Annotated in this window: 13 protein-coding genes, 1 pseudogene and 1 other annotated feature; of the genes and pseudogenes, 2 read left to right on the forward strand and 12 right to left on the reverse strand. The window is 37.1% G+C overall.

Annotated features, from left to right (window positions below; genetic code table 11):
* Positions 1 to 106: 106 nt before the first annotated feature.
* From QUF91_RS21295 to asnB, 4 genes are all read right to left on the reverse strand, one after another.
* Entirely contained in the window at positions 107 to 1,615 is a 1,509-nt protein-coding gene (locus QUF91_RS21295) for a GGDEF domain-containing protein (protein WP_289419271.1), read from the reverse strand.
* Between the two features lie 171 nt (positions 1,616 to 1,786).
* Positions 1,787 to 2,500, reverse strand: a complete 714-nt coding sequence (locus tag QUF91_RS21300; RefSeq protein ID WP_285398541.1) for a pseudouridine synthase — start codon at positions 2,498 to 2,500, stop codon at positions 1,787 to 1,789.
* A gap of 8 nt (positions 2,501 to 2,508) precedes the next feature.
* Positions 2,509 to 4,122 carry a putative polysaccharide biosynthesis protein gene (locus QUF91_RS21305; protein WP_289419272.1) on the reverse strand — a complete coding sequence of 538 codons (1,614 nt, stop codon included), beginning with the start codon at positions 4,120 to 4,122 and terminating at the stop codon, positions 2,509 to 2,511.
* A 540-nt stretch (positions 4,123 to 4,662) separates the two neighbouring features.
* Positions 4,663 to 6,510 carry an asparagine synthase (glutamine-hydrolyzing) gene (gene asnB, locus QUF91_RS21310; protein ID WP_285398571.1) on the reverse strand — a complete coding sequence of 616 codons (1,848 nt, stop codon included), beginning with the start codon at positions 6,508 to 6,510 and terminating at the stop codon, positions 4,663 to 4,665.
* 351 nt (positions 6,511 to 6,861) lie between these two features.
* Between asnB and QUF91_RS21315 the strand changes: the two genes are divergently transcribed.
* Both QUF91_RS21315 and QUF91_RS21320 read left to right on the forward strand, forming a co-directional pair.
* Positions 6,862 to 7,038 (forward strand): hypothetical protein, encoded by a 177-nt coding sequence (locus QUF91_RS21315; protein ID WP_289419273.1) that lies wholly within the window; start codon positions 6,862 to 6,864, stop codon positions 7,036 to 7,038.
* A gap of 141 nt (positions 7,039 to 7,179) precedes the next feature.
* Positions 7,180 to 8,430, forward strand: coding sequence for a BaiN/RdsA family NAD(P)/FAD-dependent oxidoreductase (locus QUF91_RS21320; protein WP_289419274.1), 1,251 nt, complete (start codon positions 7,180 to 7,182; stop codon positions 8,428 to 8,430).
* A 77-nt stretch (positions 8,431 to 8,507) separates the two neighbouring features.
* Here the strand turns inward: QUF91_RS21320 and QUF91_RS21325 are convergent, their stop codons facing one another.
* The 8 genes and pseudogenes from QUF91_RS21325 to QUF91_RS21360 form a co-directional block, all read right to left on the reverse strand.
* Positions 8,508 to 9,200 carry an AIM24 family protein gene (locus QUF91_RS21325; RefSeq protein WP_285398537.1) on the reverse strand — a complete coding sequence of 231 codons (693 nt, stop codon included), beginning with the start codon at positions 9,198 to 9,200 and terminating at the stop codon, positions 8,508 to 8,510.
* Positions 9,201 to 9,635: 435 nt separating this feature from the next.
* Positions 9,636 to 10,907, reverse strand: coding sequence for an L-lactate MFS transporter (locus QUF91_RS21330; RefSeq protein WP_285398536.1), 1,272 nt, complete (start codon positions 10,905 to 10,907; stop codon positions 9,636 to 9,638).
* 1,291 nt (positions 10,908 to 12,198) lie between these two features.
* Complete coding sequence (locus QUF91_RS21335; protein WP_289419275.1) at positions 12,199 to 13,137, reverse strand: DUF4181 domain-containing protein; 939 nt, start codon at positions 13,135 to 13,137, stop codon at positions 12,199 to 12,201.
* Positions 13,124 to 13,645, reverse strand: a complete 522-nt coding sequence (locus tag QUF91_RS21340) for a sigma-70 family RNA polymerase sigma factor (RefSeq protein ID WP_289419276.1) — start codon at positions 13,643 to 13,645, stop codon at positions 13,124 to 13,126. The genes QUF91_RS21335 and QUF91_RS21340 overlap by 14 nt, the downstream gene beginning before the upstream one ends.
* Before the next feature lie 107 nt (positions 13,646 to 13,752).
* Positions 13,753 to 16,170, reverse strand: a complete 2,418-nt coding sequence (leuS, locus tag QUF91_RS21345; protein WP_289419277.1) for a leucine--tRNA ligase — start codon at positions 16,168 to 16,170, stop codon at positions 13,753 to 13,755.
* Positions 16,171 to 16,260: 90 nt separating this feature from the next.
* Positions 16,261 to 16,472 (reverse strand) — a binding site (T-box leader).
* Between the two features lie 131 nt (positions 16,473 to 16,603).
* Positions 16,604 to 18,355 (reverse strand): annotated as a pseudogene (dhaK, locus tag QUF91_RS21350) (dihydroxyacetone kinase subunit DhaK).
* A 366-nt stretch (positions 18,356 to 18,721) separates the two neighbouring features.
* Positions 18,722 to 20,488 carry a SulP family inorganic anion transporter gene (locus QUF91_RS21355; RefSeq protein WP_289419278.1) on the reverse strand — a complete coding sequence of 589 codons (1,767 nt, stop codon included), beginning with the start codon at positions 20,486 to 20,488 and terminating at the stop codon, positions 18,722 to 18,724.
* Positions 20,489 to 20,532: 44 nt separating this feature from the next.
* Positions 20,533 to 20,901, reverse strand: coding sequence for an ArsR/SmtB family transcription factor (locus QUF91_RS21360; RefSeq protein WP_481817471.1), 369 nt, complete (start codon positions 20,899 to 20,901; stop codon positions 20,533 to 20,535).
* Between the last annotated feature and the right edge of the window lie 30 nt (positions 20,902 to 20,931).

Below are 20,931 nucleotides of genomic sequence, written 5' to 3' on the forward strand. Positions count from 1 at the left end.
TTAGCGAACCTTAAGTATATGAAATACTTACTTGGACTCACTTATAGTAATGGAGCGAATGATTATTAATTTCGTCTTGGCGTAATTACGTCCAGAGGCGTTATCTTTATTTATCAGCAGCAACTTCTTCATAACTAGAATATTGATCTTTACCAGCATTTTTCGATTGATATAATGCCTTATCTGCACGCTCAAATAAGCTTCTTTCCGTCTCATCTGAATGAATGCAAATGGTACCACCCATACTAACCGAAAGTACAGACCATCTATCAATAGTGACTTTATCTTCATCCTTCAAGTGGTGTATTTTCTCCAAAATAGAATTCGCTAATTGCTGCATAGCTTCATGCTTCGTGTCATATAAAACAATTGCAAATTCATCCCCACCAAACCTTACAACAAAGCCTTGACCTCTCACTTCTTGTTTTAAAATTTTTGCTGTTTCAATGAGGATTTTATCCCCTTCACTATGTCCAAATCGATCATTTACTTGTTTAAAATTATCTAAATCTAACAACAATAAACCAGGTTGATTCAACTTCCTTTTCCTTAATAAGTTGTCCATTTTTCTAATATAAGTAGCACGATTATAAACATTTGTTAATGGATCGTATGTTGCAAGATGAATCGTTTTAGAAAGGAGTTTATTGATGACTAATAGCATAATAAAAGAAGTTACTAAGGCAATACAAAGCAATATCCGAAACTGCTTTATATTTTTATCTAGTGCCTTTAGTTCTGTAAAGTTCCCATATTTCACATATACAACCCTTTTTGAAGATTCCCCTCGAATCGCTTCGGCTTCATATGGTAAAAAACGATACTTTTCGATATAGCCATCTTTAAACTCTTTTTGAAATTCCGTTGGCTTCATCGTGTTTTTTGCTAGTTCAAAATGCTCTTGAAATTTTTCCGATTGATCTTTCACAGTTATTTTACTGGATTTAGAATCATCAAAGAAAACGCCTCCCGCATTTATCGTTTGTACTTCTATCAAATCAGCATATTTATCAATTAAATATTCAGAAGTTTTGTCAAAGTTAAAGGTTTGGAATACAGGATCATCAAGTAAGTCTATACCTAGCTCAAACAAATATTTGTTGTCCGGTGTTGCTAAATAGCCAAATTTTCGATATCCCCCGGTGGTCGTCGAAATATCTATGCCATCACTGTAGAATTCCCCGCTTGCTCGACGTTCATCAAGTAAAGAAGAAAAACGTTTGCAACAATTGGAAAAATTCAACCCTTTATCTTTTTTAAAAGTTGTATAAATTACGGTATTTGATTGATCGAGTATGTACACATCCATACCATGCTCGTTTTTAATCTTTTGCAAATCCCACGTCGCTACATCTGGATTTTCTTCATAATATGTAATAAGTCCCCTTAATACTTCTTCCATTTTTATAGAGATATTTTTATCAAAATAATAATGTGCATTATCTACAGCTTGCATATCTGTCAGAATATGATTTTCGATTAACGTTCTATTCACGGCTTCTTGTTCTTCTATATCTGCTACTAGTATTTGCCTGTTGACATAAGAAATTACAGCAACCAGAACTAATGCAAAGGCAATTAAAGATATGAATAATTTAATTCTCAAGTTTTTCATTAATATGTCCTCTACTCATTTTCACCATCATTTTTTCTGAAACTAGGGATTTATTAGTACCGTAGACTAAATAACGATTCTTAAAAGATATATCATATTATACATTTACTAGTATAAGTATGTATATAAAAAATACCTCGATACTAATCGTCGTTAGCATCGAGGTATTCTTTAATCTCTATTTTGTAAGCATGCTAGTTCTTCAGCCGTTAACTCTCGATATTTACCTAATGCTAGCTTGTCATCTAGCTTTAAGTTACCCATCGACAGCCTTTTTAAATATGTTACACGTTTACCTACTGCCTCAAACATACGCTTCACCTGATGAAACTTACCTTCTTGGATCGTTAACTCAATTTCGGATTGCTGAGCAGATTTTAATATGATGAGTTCTCCTGGTTTTGTTACATAACCATCGTCTAGCTCAACACCTTGAGCAAATTTCTCACAGTCTTCCTCCGTGACAATTCCTTCTATTTGAGCATAATAGACCTTTGGCACATGTTTTTTAGGAGACAATAAATTATGCGCTAACGTGCCGTCATTTGTTAACAGCAATAATCCTTCTGTATCTTTATCTAAGCGACCTACCGGGAAAGGTTGGAAATGTTGATGTAAAGGCTCTAACAAATCGATGACGGTCTCATCTCGTAAATCTTCTGTTGCAGAAATAACTCCAGGAGGCTTATTCATCATAAAGTATACAAATTCTGTATAAATAACACGTTCACCAAAAACGGAGACATCCTGCTTTTCAGGGTCAACATGCAATGCAGAATCCTTCACATATGCGCCATCTACTGTCACTGCTTTTTGCTTTAGAAGCTGCTTAACTTCCTTGCGTGAACCGTAGCCCATATTCGCCAGTAATTTATCTAATCGCATAATACCTCCTATTTAATCCCCAGTTTGTTCGTAATTCTTGTCAATCGTTCACCGAGAAGTTTTTGTGCTAAGCCTAAGCGTAAGGATAAATAGCCATATACTGCTACACCTACTCCAGCACAAATAACAGAATAAACTAATGCAGAGAATTTACCATCTACTGGTCCCATTAATAAATCTAAAAGTTTATGAACGATTAGTACACTTACCGCCATTGCCATCGTCAAACAAGAAATAAGCAATACACGTCGTATAACCATTTCTGATCTGTAGTTTAGTGTATGACGGAGTACAAGAACATTAATGATAATTGACACACTATAGCCAATAGCTGTAGCAAGAAGCGCACCATCCGCCTCCATCCAACGAATTAAAGGAATGTTAATGGCTAGCTTTACTAAAATTCCTGATAATAAGCTGAGAACAATCCACTTTTGGAAATCAATGCCCTGTAAAAGAGCTGCTGTCACTTGGAACAATGCAAATAAAATAGCAACAGGTGCGTAATGGGCTAAAATCGTAGCCCCCATCTCACTTTCAGAATAGAGCATATAGTATATTTCATTTGATAACAATGAAATCCCAACTACTGCTGGCAATGTAATAAAAATCAACATTTGATATGTCTTATCCATTGCATGTCGTAACGATAAATATTCACCTTGCGTATAGTATTTTGTAATCGTCGGTACTAGCGCCATTGAAAAACCTGTAGCTAGCATTACTGGAATAATGACAACCTTATGTGTTGTAAAGTTAATCATTGATAAATACTTATCCGTTACTTCCGCTAATCCTATTGATGTCATAGCTCCATTAAATGTGAGCATATCGACTAATTGGAATAATGGATTAGCAACGCCTACAAATACCATTGGAATTGAATACGTAATTACTTCTTTATATATGTTGGACATTGGTAGCTGCGTAGACGTAACGCTTTGACTGCGCAGTAAATCAAATTCAGGCTGATATTTTTTCCAATAATAATAGAGTACCAGCAATCCACCAATTGCCCCGATAAAGGCAGCAAATACTGCAAAGGAAATAGCTGTTGATGGTTTCCCATTGAAAACTACTACAACTAGGAATGAACCACCCAATAACACAACAATACGAACAATTTGCTCTACTAACTGCGAAATTGCTGTAGGCTCCATTTTATCATAGCCTTGGAAAAACCCACGCCAAAGACTCATAAATGGCACGACAATTAATGCAAAGCTGACCCAGCGCATAACTGAGGCAATTTGCTCTACCGTAAATGCCTGGTCATCACTTTTAATAACAAGACCCGCGATTGGCGTCGCTAATAAAAAGAGTGTAAGAAATGCAGCAAAACCCGTTATCAACATAATAAGTATGCCTGACTTCATAAGTTTGCGGCCTGATTGGTAATCACCGATTGCATTGTATTTAGAAACAAACTTGGATACAGCAATTGGCGCACCTGAGATGGCTATTGCCAGCATAATCGAATAAGGGATGTATGCATATTGATAGAGCGCGACATTTTCCTCACCCACAATTGCATAAAACGGAAAAATATAAATTAATCCGAGCACCTTCGATAAAAACATCCCCATTGTTAATATCGCAGTACCTTTCATTAAATTGGACATCGTACCCATCCATTCATCGTAAAATCAAGATTTTCATTATCATAACACTTAGAAAAAGACTTATAAAATAATTGCTGTAAAGACACTTGCTTCGGTAGCACCCTATCTATATGTTCTTCGGATAAAGCAGAGTGGGACGTTTTACAAAGTATTCGAGGTTTAAATTTGCTTTCTGAGCAACTTTGCGGATACCTGAGCGGTTTCACCTGCTACCCGAGCACTTTTACTGGATACCTGAGCGGTTTCATTTGCAAACGCTGTCACACAGACAATAGCTGTCTCTTATTAACAAAATTTTACTGACCAACAATATTCAGTAAAATAACATGAAAGCATAGCATAGCAAAATATTAAATAAGTAAACCAACTGTTATCTTAACATATTTATAAGAAAACAGACGCATAAATACATTAAAAGTTCTAGAAAAATACAGTTCAATCAAAAAAAAATATCGGCTGTGTTCTCCTTGTGGAAAGTAGAAGGCTTAAAATAATCGGTGGAGATTTAGAAAACCTCCACCGATTAAAGTTACTTCTCTATTACATGTCTACGAAAAATTGTTTATACCATACTAAGAACACATAAGCTGTCCAAATATAACGTCCACGATTCGCATTTCCTTCATAGTGCTCATCTAGATAGCCTACTAATTGCTTAGTATCAAAGAATTCATTGGCAAAATCAGTTGTAAACATTTCTTTTACCATCTTGTAATACTTTTCTTCACGTAGCCAGTGACGAATTGGCACTGGGAAACCAAGCTTTGGACGTTTTGCCCATTCTTCAGGTAATTCCTTATGTGCAGCTTGACGAAGAACATATTTCGTATCAATATCATTTACGCGATATCTTGATGGAATGTTTTTCGCTAATTCCATCACTTCTTTATCTAAAAACGGTACACGTAATTCGATAGAATGAGCCATACTCATTTTATCTGCTTTTAATAAAATATCGCCTGGCATCCAAAGATTTAAATCAAGATACTGCATTTTAGTAACATCATCATCACCTGGTACTTCATCGTAAATACGTTTTGTAATCGATTTTACAGATGGACCATTTTTATAGTCTGGCTTTAAGACATTTAATGCATCTTCTTCATCCCATACAACCGCTTCCCCAATAAAGCGTTCTTCTACCGTTTGACCACCTTTAACAAGGAAGTGCGTGTACTGATTTTTAGGTAATGCCTCTGCAATACCACGTAATGCCTTACGGATCCCAAATGGAACTTTCTCATATTTTTGCATTTTGCCAGAGTTTTGATACCATGAGTAGCCACCAAAGATTTCATCCGCACCTTCACCTGAAAGTACAACTGTTACATCCTTCGATGCTAACTCAGAAAGGAAGTAAAGCGGTACAGAAGATGGATTCGATTGCGGCTCGTCCATATGCCACTGAATTTTTGGTAATGCTTCAAAACACTCATCTGCAGAAATATATTTACGCTCATTTTGAATATTTAATGTATCCGATAAATCTTTTGCTAAGTTTGTTTCATTAAACATATCTTCGTAGTCAGAGAAGCCGACAGAGAAGGATTTATCCGGGCGTAATAACGATGTAATATAACTTGAATCAATACCACCTGATAAGAAAGAACCAACCTTTACATCACTTATTTGATGCGCATCAACTGATTCACTTACTGTCGTACGAATGTCTTCTACATATTTTTCAATAGGAGCTTCTTTCGCATGGAATTTTTTATCCCAATACTGCACAATTTTCTTTTTACCATTTTGAATAAGCATATAGTGTGCTGGTTGTAATTTGTACACACCTTTAAAGAACGTTTCGTCCATTGAAGAATATTGGAACGTTAAATAAGGACGCAGTGCATTTTTATTTAATTCTTTAATAAATGATGGGTGCGGTAAAAATGATTTAATTTCTGAACCGAAAATAAAAGTACCATCCGTTGTATTTTCTGTGTAATACAGTGGCTTAATACCAAACCCATCACGAGCGATGAATTGTAAGTCATTCTTCTTGTCCCAAATACAGAATGCGAACATTCCGCGAAGCTTTTTGACAAACTCTACTCCGTATTCAACATAACCATAAATAATAACTTCACTATCAGAGTGTGTTTTAAAGTTGTGACCTTTTGCAATCAAATCAGCACGTAACTCTTGGAAATTAAAAATTTCTCCATTAAATACGAGAACGATGTTACCATCCGCACTGTATAACGGTTGATTCGCCACGTCTGATAAGTCGATAATACTTAATCGACGGAATCCTAAAGTTACTTTATCATCACTGTGAATCCCACCGCTGTCTGGTCCACGGTGAATAATTGTATTCATCATATTTTCAATCGTTTGATGATGATCAATCACATTTGTTCCATTAATATAGCCTATAAATCCGCACATTCTATTTTTCACCTCATAATTTAGTGCATAACCTTTACCATAATAGCATGAAAAGACATTCATTTCATGCAGACAATACAGATAAAGTAAAACTTTCATCAGTGAGGTTATCCTACACCGATTATTCGTTCAATCAACAAGCACTTTATCTCACTTAAAAACACTTCAATTTCCCATCTTCTGCCCTTCACCGAAAGTTTGGGATACATTGTATTAAAACTTATGTCATGTGTATAAGTTGATTGTAGTGGAGACTGGGCGACTCCTTGGGGATTAGCGTCACAGATGAGACCCTGCAGCGAGCAACGCGAGTAAAGCGGCTCATCGGACGCCCCCAGGAAGCTTTGCTCTGTGCGAAAGCGTAGCGTCAGCAACAAATGTTTTGTCTGTGCGAAAGCGAAGCGACAGCAACAACAAATGTTTTCTGTAGCGAAAGCAAAGCGTCAGCTACAAATGTTTTATCTGCGCGAAAGCGAAGCGGCAGCGGCAAAGCGCCCAGTCGGAACGGAAATCAACCACACGTTATGATGAAGAGCAACGTGAAAGTAGAAGATAAGAAATTATAAAATACTTTTGCCGTATTTTCAATGTGAAAGAAGCCCCTCTATATAGACTTCATGTATAATAGGAAAGATTCCTAATTTGAAAAGAAAGTGAGTTTTTAAATATATGTACGATGTTATCGTTATCGGCGGTGGCCCATCCGGTTTAATGGCCGCTATCGCTGCTGGAGAGCGTAAAAAGAAAGTTTTATTACTAGAAAAAGGGACGAAGCTCGGTAAAAAATTGGCCATTTCTGGCGGTGGTCGTTGTAATGTTACCAATCGTTTGTCTGTTGAAGAAATAGTTAAGCACATTCCTGGAAATGGTCGTTTTCTTTACAGTCCTTTTACGGTTTACAATAACGAAGATATTATCGCATTTTTTGAAGGACTGGGTGTGGGATTAAAGGAGGAAGATCATGGGCGTATGTTCCCCGTATCTAATCGTGCTCAAGATGTAGTCGATGCACTTATTCGTCAGCTTCAGCGGCTTCATGTTGAAGTACGCTTAAACACACCCGTTAATAAGCTTCTAATGGATGAGGAAAAAATTCTTGGGGTACGCCTTACAGATGGCACTGAAATTCGCAGTGAGGCCGTCGTCGTTGCGGTTGGTGGGAAAGCTGTTCCACAAACAGGCTCAACAGGAGATGGTTATCCATGGGCAGAACGTGCTGGTCATACAATCACAACACTTTTCCCTACTGAGGTTCCTGTTATCTCAAAAGAGGACTTTATTCAAGCTCGTGAGCTACAAGGGCTAGCGTTACGAGATGTCGCTGTCTCCGTTTTAAACAAAAAGGGCAAAGTACTTGTAACCCATCAAATGGATATGCTCTTTACCCATTTCGGATTAAGCGGTCCTGCTATTTTACGCTGTAGTCAATTTGTCGTTAAAGAATTAATGAAAACAGGTTACGAGCCTGTGACAATGCGTATTCAAACCCTTGTTGATTATAATGAAGAGACGTGTCTGCAATATTTAAACAGGTTGATAAAAGAAGATCCAAAAAAAGCAGTGAAAAATGTTTGGAAAGGAATTGCGCCTGAACGCTGGTTGTTATTTTTGTGTGAACGTGCAGATATCGATGTACAAATGACAGGCATTGAATTATCACAGGAAAAAATTCGTAACTTAGCTAGACTACTCGTTAATTTCACAATGACGGTTAGTAGTACGCAGTCTCTTGAAAAAGCATTTGTCACTGGGGGCGGAGTGTCTGTTAAAGAGATTGAACCAAAGACGATGGCCTCAAAGAAAAAGGTTGGATTATTCTTCTGCGGTGAAATCCTTGATATTCACGGCTACACAGGTGGCTATAATATAACGTCTGCACTTGTTACAGGACGTATCGCAGGGATGAACGCAGCACTGTAATATTACTGTATCTCGGACTTCTATCATCGATTTCTTATCACATAAATAGCGTGTCCTAAAATACGGACACGCTTTTTTTAGCCTTCTTTAGACATATACACTTCCTCAAACGGCTGAATAATGACAAATCCTTCACCTGAAAACGACATTTGAATGGACTCACCGCTCCCACGACCGATAAAAGTACGGAAGCTAATATCTGTTTTAAACTCTGGTGTCAAATTGCCTGACCATGCAACTGTAGCATGTGGATCCGTATAAACCGTCTCACCTGGCTTCACTAACAAGGTTAACGGTTCGAAATGTGTCGTTATCGCTACTTTTCCTGTTCCTTGTAATGTTACATTAAACAACCCACCTGACATGACTCCTGCCACTTTACGCATTAAATGAATATCCCACTCTACACTTGGCTCAAATGCAAGTAAGTCATTACCGTTGACACAAATAATTTCATCATTTAAATCGAAGATCGTTACTTTTTTTCCTTGATCGGCTAAATACAGTCGCCCGCTCCCTTTCGCTTTCATAAGTTGAGTACCTTCGCCTGTTATGGCCTTTTTAAACATTTTACCTAGACCATGCTCCAACACACGCTCACGCTCAAACTTTATATCGCCTGTATAAGAAATCATCGCACCCATTTTCGACCAAACTTCACCATTTAGGTTGACCTCTAGTACACGCTCAGTTTCTAACTCGAAATATTCGTTTTCGTTTTCATCCTGTTGTGTTTTATTGATAAATTCATTCAAAGAAAATTTCCCCATATCAATTTGCCGCCTCCTTATTTACTTTATATACGCATTAACTTTTAAAAAGATTCAATCAATAAAAGTTATAATTCAGCACTCTAACTAGACTTACTCAAATACGATTTTAAATAGCAATATACAAGGCAGTACTGTTTTAATTTCACGCTGAATGAAGATAACAGAGGGTGACAAAAAAACCTAGTTTTAGGTAACCATTTGAAAATTAATTCTTGAAACTTGCATTTGCTTTTCGTTGCAAAAATTCTCTTTTGGTAGCGAAATCACTTTATTTCCTGTAATGATATTGACATCAGACAACAGCTGTTATACATTAAAAAAAGATTAATCGAGTGTTATATAACAATAACTGCAAAAAAAGACCATACAAGCGTCATGTGCGAAATGACACTCATATGGCTAATACCTTCAAGTGCGAATTGAAAGTAAAATTTATCTTGTAGCGGAGACGTCTCCAACCTTTTGAGAAGCTTCTTTTAATGCTGTTTGTTTACGTATATCTGCACGTAACGTTAATGCAATTATTAATGAAGCTGCAATTAATCCTGTAAACACATAGAATACTGGAATATAGCTTCCATAAGCATTTTTAATTGCGCTTACTAAAAGCGGACCAAAAACACCACCTAATGACCATGTCGTTAATAAATAACCATGAATAACACCAAGTTGTTTCGTACCGAATAAATCACTTGCAAATGCAGGTAAATTCGAGAAGCCTCCACCATAGCAACTAACAACTAAGAAAATAAGTGCTTGGAAAATAATTACGTTTGTTGTATATGGTAAGACGATAAATGTAACTAGCTGTGCGATAAAGAAAATTACAAAGACGTTCGAACGACCAATATAGTCAGACACAGCAGCCCATACTAAACGACCACCACCATTAAATAATCCCATTACTCCTACCATCGCTGCGGCTCCCGCAACTGATAACCCTACAATTTCCTGAGCCATTGGAGATGCAACAGAAATCATCATAATACCTGCTGTTACGTTTACTAAATGCATCGCCCATAACATCCAAAAATGCTTAGTTTTTACAGCTTCACGCGCTGACATTACAGCTAAATCTTTTTTCACAACATCTTTACCATTTTTTGCAGCAGCCTTCATATTCGCTGGCATATAATCAGGTGCAGGCGGTACTATATATAAAGCCCCTAAAATCATTAACGTGAAATAACTTGCCCCTAAAATATAGTAAGTTGTAGAAATACCCACAGCCTCCATTAAGTTAGCTGCAACCGGTGCTGTAATTAGTGCCCCTGATCCAAATCCAAGTACAGCCATACCTGTTGCTAAACCTCGGCGGTCTGGGAACCATTTTACTAATGTCGATACAGGTGAAATATAACCAATCCCCATACCCAATCCACTTAGTAAACCATATGTTAACCAGTACATTGTTACGGAATCCATTGAAATCGCCACACCAGCACCAGCTTGTCCTGCTCCAAATAGAACAGCTGCTATCATCGCAGACTTACGTGGCCCCATTTTCTCTACTAAGTTACCAAATAATGCTGCAGAAGAACCAGCAAGCCCCATCATTATTGTAAAGGCAATCGTTACGTTTGTTTCACTCCAACCCATCTCTGTGACAATCGGTAGCTTATATACACTGTATGCATAGGCTCCACCGATCGAAAGATGAATAGCGATTGCGGATAATGCAATTAACCATCTATTTTTATTCATAAATTCTCTTTTCTCCCCTCTTTTGCTACTTGTGAAAACTTTATGAACGTCCTTGTAAAACAATTTACCACTTAGAATTATTCAAATGCAAGAAGTTTTTCAAAAAAATATTATTTCCCCAAAAAGTTTTTTATTTTTTACCCTTGTTGTATTACATCGAAAACCCTATAACCTCTAAGTAAATAGCTGTTTATTAAAGGAAAACCACAACACATTTTAGCTAATATTACTTTTCCACACTATTACCTTTGTTCATAAAAGTTATTCTAATATAATTAAATTTGTGCATATTTTCACATTCAATCTATGTATAGTTCATGTTTTTCTGATTCACTTATTTTCTTCACTCTTCTCCATAAATCATTTTCGAATATTCAACACATAGAAATATTTAGAATAAAAGAGAATTTTAAAACTTAAACAAAAGAAATTTTTTACATAAAAAGAAACCAAAAAATAATATTAAATGATATTTTTAACTTTTAATAAATTTCCACTTTAATAAACAAAATACATGTTGTGCATATTTCAAATTGAATGATCATTACCTATTCATTTTTATTATTCAAATATACATTTTTCCTTCAAAAGGAATTGTGTACATTCTTATTTAACTATGGCTAGTGATGTTATTTAAACGTAAAAGCAACTATTCCAATTAGTTTTCATGAAAAAACCTTTGTTATAGCATGCAAGTAAAAACTATACTTTTCAACTAATACTGCATTACCGCAAATTAATAATTTTATTAAAGAATTAAACTTCAAATAATAAGGAATTTTATTAACGAAATGGCTTTACAGGAGATGAGCTAGCTAGTTGGAGTGAACGAGCGTGGTCGTAAATCTTTAAAAGCTATTCAGGGGTTGTTGGTTCGTCGACCGCTAATTCAATTGCAGGTAAAGTAGGGATCAATACTATCCGAAAATTTAGGGGTTTTTATTAGTTAGTGGCTTATTAACATAAAGTACGTTCATTGTTATCAGGCTTGCTCTAGCATGCTTAGCCTTTTTTACCACACATACCTTAAACTTCTGCCACAGTGAGTCAAACAGCTGTCTATCAAAAGGGAAGTGCTTCAAGTTTATAGCTTGTGTCCTATTATATTGGCGGTGCTTTTAGGAATACATTGCTCAGTCCGGTACGGTACGGTCGATTTTCAAATGGCGGAGAATTGTCATGATTACAGTTTCTCTTCCTATAATATATATTTTTTATATTACGCAAGAAAGCTCCAAATTAATTTAGTAATGCATCAGAAAGAGATGCTCAGGAATAGCATCTCTTCTTTTTATGAAAAATAAATGATCAATACAATTATTAGTGGCACTAGTAGAATAAATGAACCTATCGATACATAATGCCTTTTTTCTTCCCGCCCATAATAATATTCAATCATAATAGAACTTAACGTGGAAATAGCTAAAAATCCGCATATTGCCACTGTATATAAAAACCAATCATTTATATTAAATAAAATTAAAGCTGCTGTTTGTAAACATTTAAAAATAAACGTTGTACGTTGATGGCTTCTATTTATATATTTCGGCTCCTTTGGAATGCTATACTTTTTTTGAATAGTTTTTTCTAATAGCCACCCTAAGAAGAGAGCAGTTATTATAAAAGTAAACATCTCACCAAAACTAATGTCTTTTTCTCTTTTTTGCATAAGAGCAATAAAAGCTGACGCAGCGTTGTCATCTTTCACTTTATAAAAGATATTTGTGTGTTGATCGATAAAACCTAATTGCCCATCATATAAGTACATTTTTAGCTGTACAACCTGCCCATTATCAAACTCCACCCATACATCGCTATATGAAAAATAATTATTATCCTTCTGCGATACGACTGACTTTTGAAGTGCATTGGCAAGGAGCTTTGTTTCCATACCTTCTTTATAACCTTTTTGTCCTAAATTCCAGCCAGTTCTTCCAGCCCTAAAGGTATCTTCCTTCCAATTTTGTGCAATGTTAAATTGTTTAATATCTTCATGTTGCACAAGTTCCACAATGGTAGCATGCTTAGCAGTATCTACTTGCTTCCATGGGCCAATTAAAATCAAAAAGAGTAAAGTCACGACTGTCCCAATAATAATCGTTGGATATTGCCACCTACTAGATTGCTTATTTTGCTGATTTACATTTTGCAAAATACGCTCCTGCAATTGTCGTGAGAAACGCGGGGCTTCTCCAAGCTCTTTATCCAGTTTATCCTTAAAAGACGTCATCTTCTAGCACCTCCCAATGATTCTTATCCAGTTTTTCCAGCAATATTTGTCTAGCTCTACGCAGTCTTGTTTTCACAGTATTTTCTGTACACATAAGAACCTCTGCTATCTCTCGAACCTTTAATTCTTGATAATAATAAAGAATGATTACTTCTCTATAGATAATCGGAAGCTCAAACAATGCCGTTGTCAAAATTCTTCGCTCATCCTTTTCAAGTACATCTTTTTCAGGCGTCCTTTTGCTAACTCCAATATGCAGTTTTTCAAATAAAATATGGCGCTTATTTTTCCAGCTTCGTAAATAGTCATGACTTTTATGTACTGTTATTTTTACTAAATATGTTTTTAGTGAGGATCGTTGTTCAAAGCGCTCCTGCTGACGATAATAGGCAAAAAATACATCCTGGACGATTTCCTCTGCAATAGCCCAGTCTTTAACATATAAATAAGCTACTCGAAGACAATATTCACCATGTTCATCCATAATTTTTGCTAAATGCTCATTCAAACAAACACCTCCCGTTTCCCATTCACACTATAGTCGTATCGAAATCTCAGTTGGTTTCAGTATAAAAGAAAAAAGTGCCCAAATTTCGGACACTTTTTTCATTATTATTATTTAACTACGATGTTAACAAGCTTACCTGGGATAACAATTATTTTCACTAAGTTTTTGCCTGCCATGTACTCTTGTACTTTGTCATCTGCAAGTGCTACTTTTTCGATTTCCTCTTTTGAAGCATCTTTTGCTACGACGATTTTGGCACGTACTTTGCCGGCAACCTGAACTGCGATTTCCACTTCATCATCAACAAGTTTAGACTCGTCATATGTTGGCCATTGCTCATATGAAAGTGTAGCATCATGACCTAATACCTGCCATAACTCTTCTGCAACGTGTGGAACCATTGGCGCTAACATCTTCACAAAGCCTTCTGCGTAAACTGTTGGAATAACATCCGCTTTGTAGCAATCGTTAATGAATACCATCATTTGTGAAATAGCTGTATTAAAGCGAATACCTTCATAATCCTCTGTCACTTTTTTCACAGTTTGATGGTATGATTTTTCAAGCGTTTTGTCATCAGAAGCTTGAATTTTCGCAGCAATTGTTCCATCTTCTTCATTGATAAATAGACGCCAAATACGATCTAAGAAGCGACGTGCTCCGTCCAAGCCATTTGTTGACCATGCAACAGATGCTTCAAGTGGACCCATAAACATTTCATATAGACGTAAAGTATCAGCACCGTGTGAAGAAATGATTTCATCAGGATTAACGACATTGCCTTTTGATTTAGACATTTTCTCATTACCTTCACCTAGAATCATCCCTTGGTTAAATAATTTATGGAATGGCTCTTTCGTGTGTACAACACCTAAATCGTATAGTACTTTATGCCAGAAGCGAGCGTATAGTAAGTGTAATACTGCATGCTCTGCCCCACCGATATAAATATCAACTGGTAACCAACGTTTTAGTAATTCAGGATCTGCGATTGCTTCTTTATTTGTTGGGTCAATATAACGAATGAAGTACCAGCTAGAACCTGCCCACTGTGGCATCGTATTCGTTTCACGACGACCTTTTTTGCCTGTTTCAGGATCAACAACATTTACCCATTCAGCAATGTTCGCTAACGGAGATTCACCCGTACCTGAAGGACGAATATTATCTGTTTTTGGTAGTACTAATGGTAATTCTGATTCTGGTACTGGCGTCGTTGTACCATCTTCCCAATGAATCATAGGAATTGGCTCACCCCAGTAACGTTGACGAGAGAATAACCAGTCGCGAAGACGATAAGAAATTTTCTTCTCACCTACTCCTTTTTCCTCAAGCCATTGAATTGCCTTAGCAATACCATCTTCTTTGTTTAAGCCATCAAGGAAGTCAGAGTTAATGTGCTTACCATCACCTGTGAAGGCTTCTTTGCTAATGTCTCCACCTTCAAGGACAGGAATAATTTCTAAACCAAATTCTGTCGCGAATTCATAGTCGCGCTCATCATGTGCTGGAACCGCCATAATAGCACCAGTACCGTATGATACTAAAACGTAGTCCGCAACCCAAATCGGCATTTTTTTGCCATTAATCGGATTAATTGCATAGGCACCTGTGAATACGCCTGTTTTTTCTTTCGCTAAATCTGTACGTTCTAAATCAGATTTCAATTTTACTTTATCTAAATAAGCTTCAACAACTTGTCGTTGTTCAGCAGTTGTAATTTGATCCACTAATTTATGCTCAGGTGCAATAACACAGTATGTAGCACCAAATAATGTATCAGGACGAGTTGTAAACACTGTGAAGTTTTCATCTGTGCCATCTATATTAAATGTTACTTCTGCACCTTCCGAACGACCAATCCAGTTACGTTGCATATCCTTAATAGACTCTGGCCAATCAACTTCCTCTAAGTCATCGATTAAACGATCAGCATAGGCAGTAATTTTAAGCATCCATTGCTTCATCGGACGACGTTCTACAGGGTGACCACCACGCTCTGACTTTCCATCAATAACTTCTTCGTTTGCAAGTACTGTTCCAAGTGCTGGACACCAGTTTACAGCTACTTCATCTACATAGGCTAAGCCTTTTTTATAAAGTTGGATAAAGATCCATTGTGTCCATTTATAATATTCTGGGTCTGTCGTGTTAATTTCACGATCCCAGTCATAGCTAAAGCCTAGCTCTTGAATTTGACGCTTAAATGTCGCAATATTTTTCGCTGTAAATTCTGCTGGGTCATTTCCTGTATCAAGTGCATATTGCTCTGCAGGTAAACCGAATGCATCCCAGCCCATAGGATGTAGGACGTTATAGCCTTGCATACGCTTGAAGCGTGAAAGGATGTCTGTCGCTGTGTAGCCCTCTGGATGTCCTACATGAAGACCAGCACCAGATGGGTATGGGAACATGTCTAACGCATAAAATTTTGGTTTTTCTGTTTCGTTTTCAGTTTTAAACGTTTTATTATCAGCCCAATATTGCTGCCACTTTTTTTCGATTTGTTGATGATTAAAACTCATTATTTTTCCTCCTTTGAATGTGTCATGCTCTTCAACTTAAGAATTGACAAAATATTTAAAAAATAAAAAAACTCGCCCCTTTCTTTGTTAGAAAGGGACGAGAGAATTCGTATCTCCCGCGGTACCACCCACATTAGTGATCACACTCGGCTTTAGCTTCCTTAACGCGGAAGGAACGGCACGAGCTGTTTCACTCGGGCAGACTCAGAAGGCGAGTTCAATTTGCTTTCCTACTAGCTCCCACCAACCGCTAGCTCTCTAAAAAGAAACACAAATTTACTATTCCTCATCATTGTCTTACATGTATTGCATTTATTCTAATGGAAAGTACTGAAAAGCACAAGACTTTGTTTACATACTAACCATTTTTGAACAAATTAAATCCCTATGAAGGTAACAATGTTCGAAATAAGTTGTATCCATAGTGCTCGCTTTATTTTAAACTACAAGAAAGCTCCGTAAAGATAACTCCTAGCGCATAAGCACCAGCATCCGGATAACCTAGGCTTCTTTCACCAACTGTTCCAGCGCGACCCATTCGAGCAACGATTTCCTTTGTATATTCCGCTCCTTTAACAGCAGCCTCTGCCCCTTTCTCAAAAGCTGTTTTAAAATCCGTACCAGCTGCAGCGCTTTCTGACCAGGAATTTACACAAGGTACAAGCGCATCTACAAGCGTTTTATCGCCTACCTCTGCCCCTCTTCCGAAAGAGCGCTCACCAACAGACTGAATACCTTTCAGCGTCGCTTGTAACATTTCAGCAAATTCTCCGACCGTTAATTCCATTTTCCCCTCTACTGCTTTACTAGCAGCTCGGAAAGCTCCGCCCCAAATTGGACCAGAAGCTCCTCCGCAATGTTCCATAATGATCATGGAACACGCATCAAGGAAAGTCCCCATAGTTAAATGTTCTTGATTTAGAATCGAGCTCCATCCTCGTTTTAATTGCTTAAATCCTTTAGCGACGCTCATTCCGAAATCGCCATCACCTGCATGAGTATCCAATTCGCAGAAAGGCACTTCGTTCTTAATAATAATTTCGCTCATTTTATCTACAAGATAAATCATATTATTTAAAGTGATTACCTCATTCTTGATGATCGCGTGTTCTTCCTCTGTTTCCGTCTCAAAGAAAACTTGATTCTCTTCTACGTAATCATTAATATCTACGTATTCTACACTCCCAACTGGTCCATCTACCTTAAATGCAGGTGTATTACATTCTTTCGATAGTAATGTTTTCAGCTCATCATCTAGTTTCATTACTGTTAGAGAAATCCCAGCCATTTCAATACTTGTCATGTAATTGCCGACAAACGTTCTATTGATTCGTATATTTCTTTTACTCAACTCTCTAGCAACTGCATTGTTAAACAGATAAAGTTCTTGAAGTGGTGTACCGCCAAATCCATTTACTAGAACAGCAATTTCAACCTCTTCATCTAGCCCTACATCTTTCATAAGGTCATTTGTCATACGTAAAGCTAATTCATCTGCAGTCATCATTTTTTCTCGTTTTCTTCCTGGCTCTCCATGAATACCGACACCATATTCCATCTCATCTTCACCCAATTTGAAAGTCGGTGATCCACTAGCTGGAACCGTACAAGAAGTTAGTGCTAGACCAATTGTTCGAACATTTGCCGCTGCTTTTTCCGCTACAGCTTTGACTTGCATCAAATCCATACCTTCTTCTGCTACCGCACCAGCAATTTTATGTACCAACACAACTCCCGCTACGCCGCGGCGTCCTACTGTATAAAGGCTATCTTCTACTGCTATATCATCATCTACGCGGACATACTCTACTTGAATGCCATCCTCTGTAGCTAAGTGAGCGCCATTTTTAAAATTCATAATATCTCCGCTGTAATTTTTAATAATGAGCAGTGTACCTTTTTTGCTGGCTGTTGCTTTAATTGCTTGATATACCTGTATTTGCGAAGGAGAAGCAAAGACGTCACCGCATACCGCAGCATCTAGCATTCCTTTTCCTACTAACCCCGCATGTGCCGGTTCATGTCCACTACCACCACCGCTAATTAAAGTTACCTTATTTTCATTCATTTCTTTTTTCTTAATTACTTTATATTTTTTTAACAACTCAAGTTCCGGATGAGCCATAACCATCCCATTACACATTTCCATAACGAGTGTTTCAGGTTAATTCATAATTTTTTTCATCTTAAATCCTCCCCTATAAGTTTTGTCACATACATTCTTCGAAGCCTACTCGTATCCATACTTCCATAATTATTCATAAGAGATTCCTGCTATGATACATCCCTTTCAAAATTACGCTATTTTCGAAAGCGTTTTCATAAATGGATAAAATGAACGAATTGTCTAAAGACCCCGATCTCATTTAAGGGTTGATGATAATGACCTCTCAGGCCGTTCATCTCCCACCTAAATCTTCGCCTTCGCTGAATTTCGAGGTGGGAGTTTTGGACCTGACGCTTCTTTTTCGGTACAGACAAATTATTACCCGTTAATGCGGGATAAAGGGTAAAACTTTAATCAGTGGGGATTCTTCATCCCCACTGATCATTAGTCTTCACCAATCAGGCACTTAGGAGCAGTTAAATTATTTACTGCCCCTTTATTGTGAGATAATTCCTGACATTCACGGAAGGCAAAATGCTTACACCCAATACATTTATTTGTATCTAAATAGCTTAAAGATTTAGTTATTGCTTCTCCCGTATGCGGATAGAAATTATTCTCACCAATTGCATCGTATAGACCATTGCGCTGCAGTGCTATTTTTAATTCATCTTGCACACCTGTAACTAAAATGGTGCCACCCTGTGCTTTGAAATTCCGGATGACATTACCAAAATTTGCCTCACCCGTTGAATCCAAAAATGGCACTTTACTCATACGTAGTATTAAAACTTTTTGTTGTTGATGAACAGAACTTATTATAGCCTGCTCAAAAGTTTGGGCTGCGCCAAAGAAAAGCGGACCCTCAATTGTATAAATACTAATTTGTGGACAATCACGCTTCTGATGAACAGCATGTGATTGCACCTTCCCATTCTCTTTCGTATGATCCGGTAATACCTTTGTTACTACAAGCTTTTCACTCATGCGCTTCGCAAATAATACGACTGCTAACACAAGCCCCACCTCTACAGCTAATGTTAAGCTTGTAAAAACAGTCAGTAGAAACGTAATCATTAAGACCAAGGAATCTCCTGATTTCAATTTAAGGATATGCGCAAAATGTTTTTGCTCACTCATATTCCAAGCTACAACCATTAAAACTGGCGCCATACTTGCCAATGGGATATTTGAAGCAACTGGTGCTAATAATAATAAAGTGACTAATACAAATACGCCATGAATAATACCTGACATTGGTGATGCTGCACCTGTTTTAATATTTGTCGCAGTACGGGCAATAGCACCCGTTGCAGGAATCCCCCCAAATAAAGGGGTTACGATATTAGCAATCCCTTGACCAATAAGTTCTCGGTTACTATTATGTTTCGTATTTGTCATCCCATCCGCTACTACCGCTGATAAAAGGGATTCAATTCCACCAAGCATGGCAATCACAAATGCTGGACCAATAAGTAGCTGAATTCGCTCGAATGTGATATCTGGAATTGCAAAATCCGGTAATGTATTTGGAATTACTCCATAGGCTGTTGCTATTGTGGCAACTTGTCCAGAAAAAAAGATTGTTGCTACAAGTGTAGAAACAACAATGCCCGCTAACGCCGCAGGTACTTTAGGCAAAACTTTCGGTGTTATTAATATAATGACGAGACTAATAATTGCCGTTAAAACACTATAAAAACTTGTAGTATTAATATGCGTAAAAATTTCTTTTATATTGTCAATAAAATACTCATGGCTTTTAATATTTTTCAAACCTAAGAAATTGGCAATTTGACCTGTAAAAATAGTAACAGCAATTCCAGCTGTAAAACCTATCGTCACGGGACGTGGGATAAATTTTATTAATGAACCTAGTTTAAAAATACCCATTAAGCACAAAATAATCCCGGCCATTAATCCAGCAATTAGTAAGTTTTCATAGCCATACGAAATGACAATCCCTAGCAGAATTGGCACAAACGCCCCTGTAGGTCCCCCAATTTGATATTTCGACCCACCAAAAATAGAAATAAGTATACCAGCAATAACAGCTGTATATATGCCATACTCGGGCTTAACGCCTGACGCAATGGCAAAAGACATCGCAAGTGGTAATGCCACAATCCCGACAATAGTCCCTGATATTAAATCTTTCTTTAAGTGATGAATAGAATACCCTTCATATCTCCCTGTAAACAGTGACTTCATCTATAAATCTTCCCTTCAAAAAGGTAAATGTTTCATAAAAAACGCTACATATCCCCTTCATTTTCGTTAATAGTCATCTCTTCTAATCTTGTAATAGTATTTATTAAGTGATTGTTGAAAATATCTTTTGCTATACTAAGTAATTCAACAATCATCGGATCACTTAAAGAATAGTAAACTTTTTTACCCTCTTTCGTCCCATACACGATATTTTTCCCTCGTAATACACTTAATTGCTGAGAGACAGCAGAGCCTTCTTTTTCTAAGCAGCTTTGAATTTCGTTGACACTTTTTTTGCCATCTACTAGTAATTCCAATATTCTGATTCGTAATGGATGTGCTAAAGCTTTAAAAAAATCCGCCTTAAATTGCTGTAAGCCCTCTTCCACATATATCCCTCCAAGAAACTTCATCTTTACATATTCAAATATTTGAATATGTAT

This window comes from Lysinibacillus sp. G4S2 (assembly GCF_030348505.1).
Lineage (GTDB): Bacteria > Bacillota > Bacilli > Bacillales_A > Planococcaceae > Lysinibacillus.

Excerpts from the sequence above, each read along its gene's own strand:
- QUF91_RS21295 (WP_289419271.1), bottom strand. The coding sequence starts at position 1,615 with ATGAAAAACTTGAGAATTAAATTATTCATATCTTTAATTGCCTTTGCA.
- QUF91_RS21300 (WP_285398541.1), bottom strand. The coding sequence starts at position 2,500 with ATGCGATTAGATAAATTACTGGCGAATATGGGCTACGGTTCACGCAAG.
- QUF91_RS21305 (WP_289419272.1), bottom strand. The coding sequence starts at position 4,122 with ATGTCCAATTTAATGAAAGGTACTGCGATATTAACAATGGGGATGTTT.
- asnB (WP_285398571.1), bottom strand. The coding sequence starts at position 6,510 with ATGTGCGGATTTATAGGCTATATTAATGGAACAAATGTGATTGATCAT.
- QUF91_RS21320 (WP_289419274.1), top strand. The coding sequence starts at position 7,180 with ATGTACGATGTTATCGTTATCGGCGGTGGCCCATCCGGTTTAATGGCC.
- QUF91_RS21325 (WP_285398537.1), bottom strand. The coding sequence starts at position 9,200 with ATGGGGAAATTTTCTTTGAATGAATTTATCAATAAAACACAACAGGAT.
- QUF91_RS21330 (WP_285398536.1), bottom strand. The coding sequence starts at position 10,907 with ATGAATAAAAATAGATGGTTAATTGCATTATCCGCAATCGCTATTCAT.
- QUF91_RS21335 (WP_289419275.1), bottom strand. The coding sequence starts at position 13,137 with ATGACGTCTTTTAAGGATAAACTGGATAAAGAGCTTGGAGAAGCCCCG.
- leuS (WP_289419277.1), bottom strand. The coding sequence starts at position 16,170 with ATGAGTTTTAATCATCAACAAATCGAAAAAAAGTGGCAGCAATATTGG.
- QUF91_RS21355 (WP_289419278.1), bottom strand. The coding sequence starts at position 20,488 with ATGAAGTCACTGTTTACAGGGAGATATGAAGGGTATTCTATTCATCAC.
- QUF91_RS21360 (WP_481817471.1), bottom strand. The coding sequence starts at position 20,901 with ATGAAGTTTCTTGGAGGGATATATGTGGAAGAGGGCTTACAGCAATTT.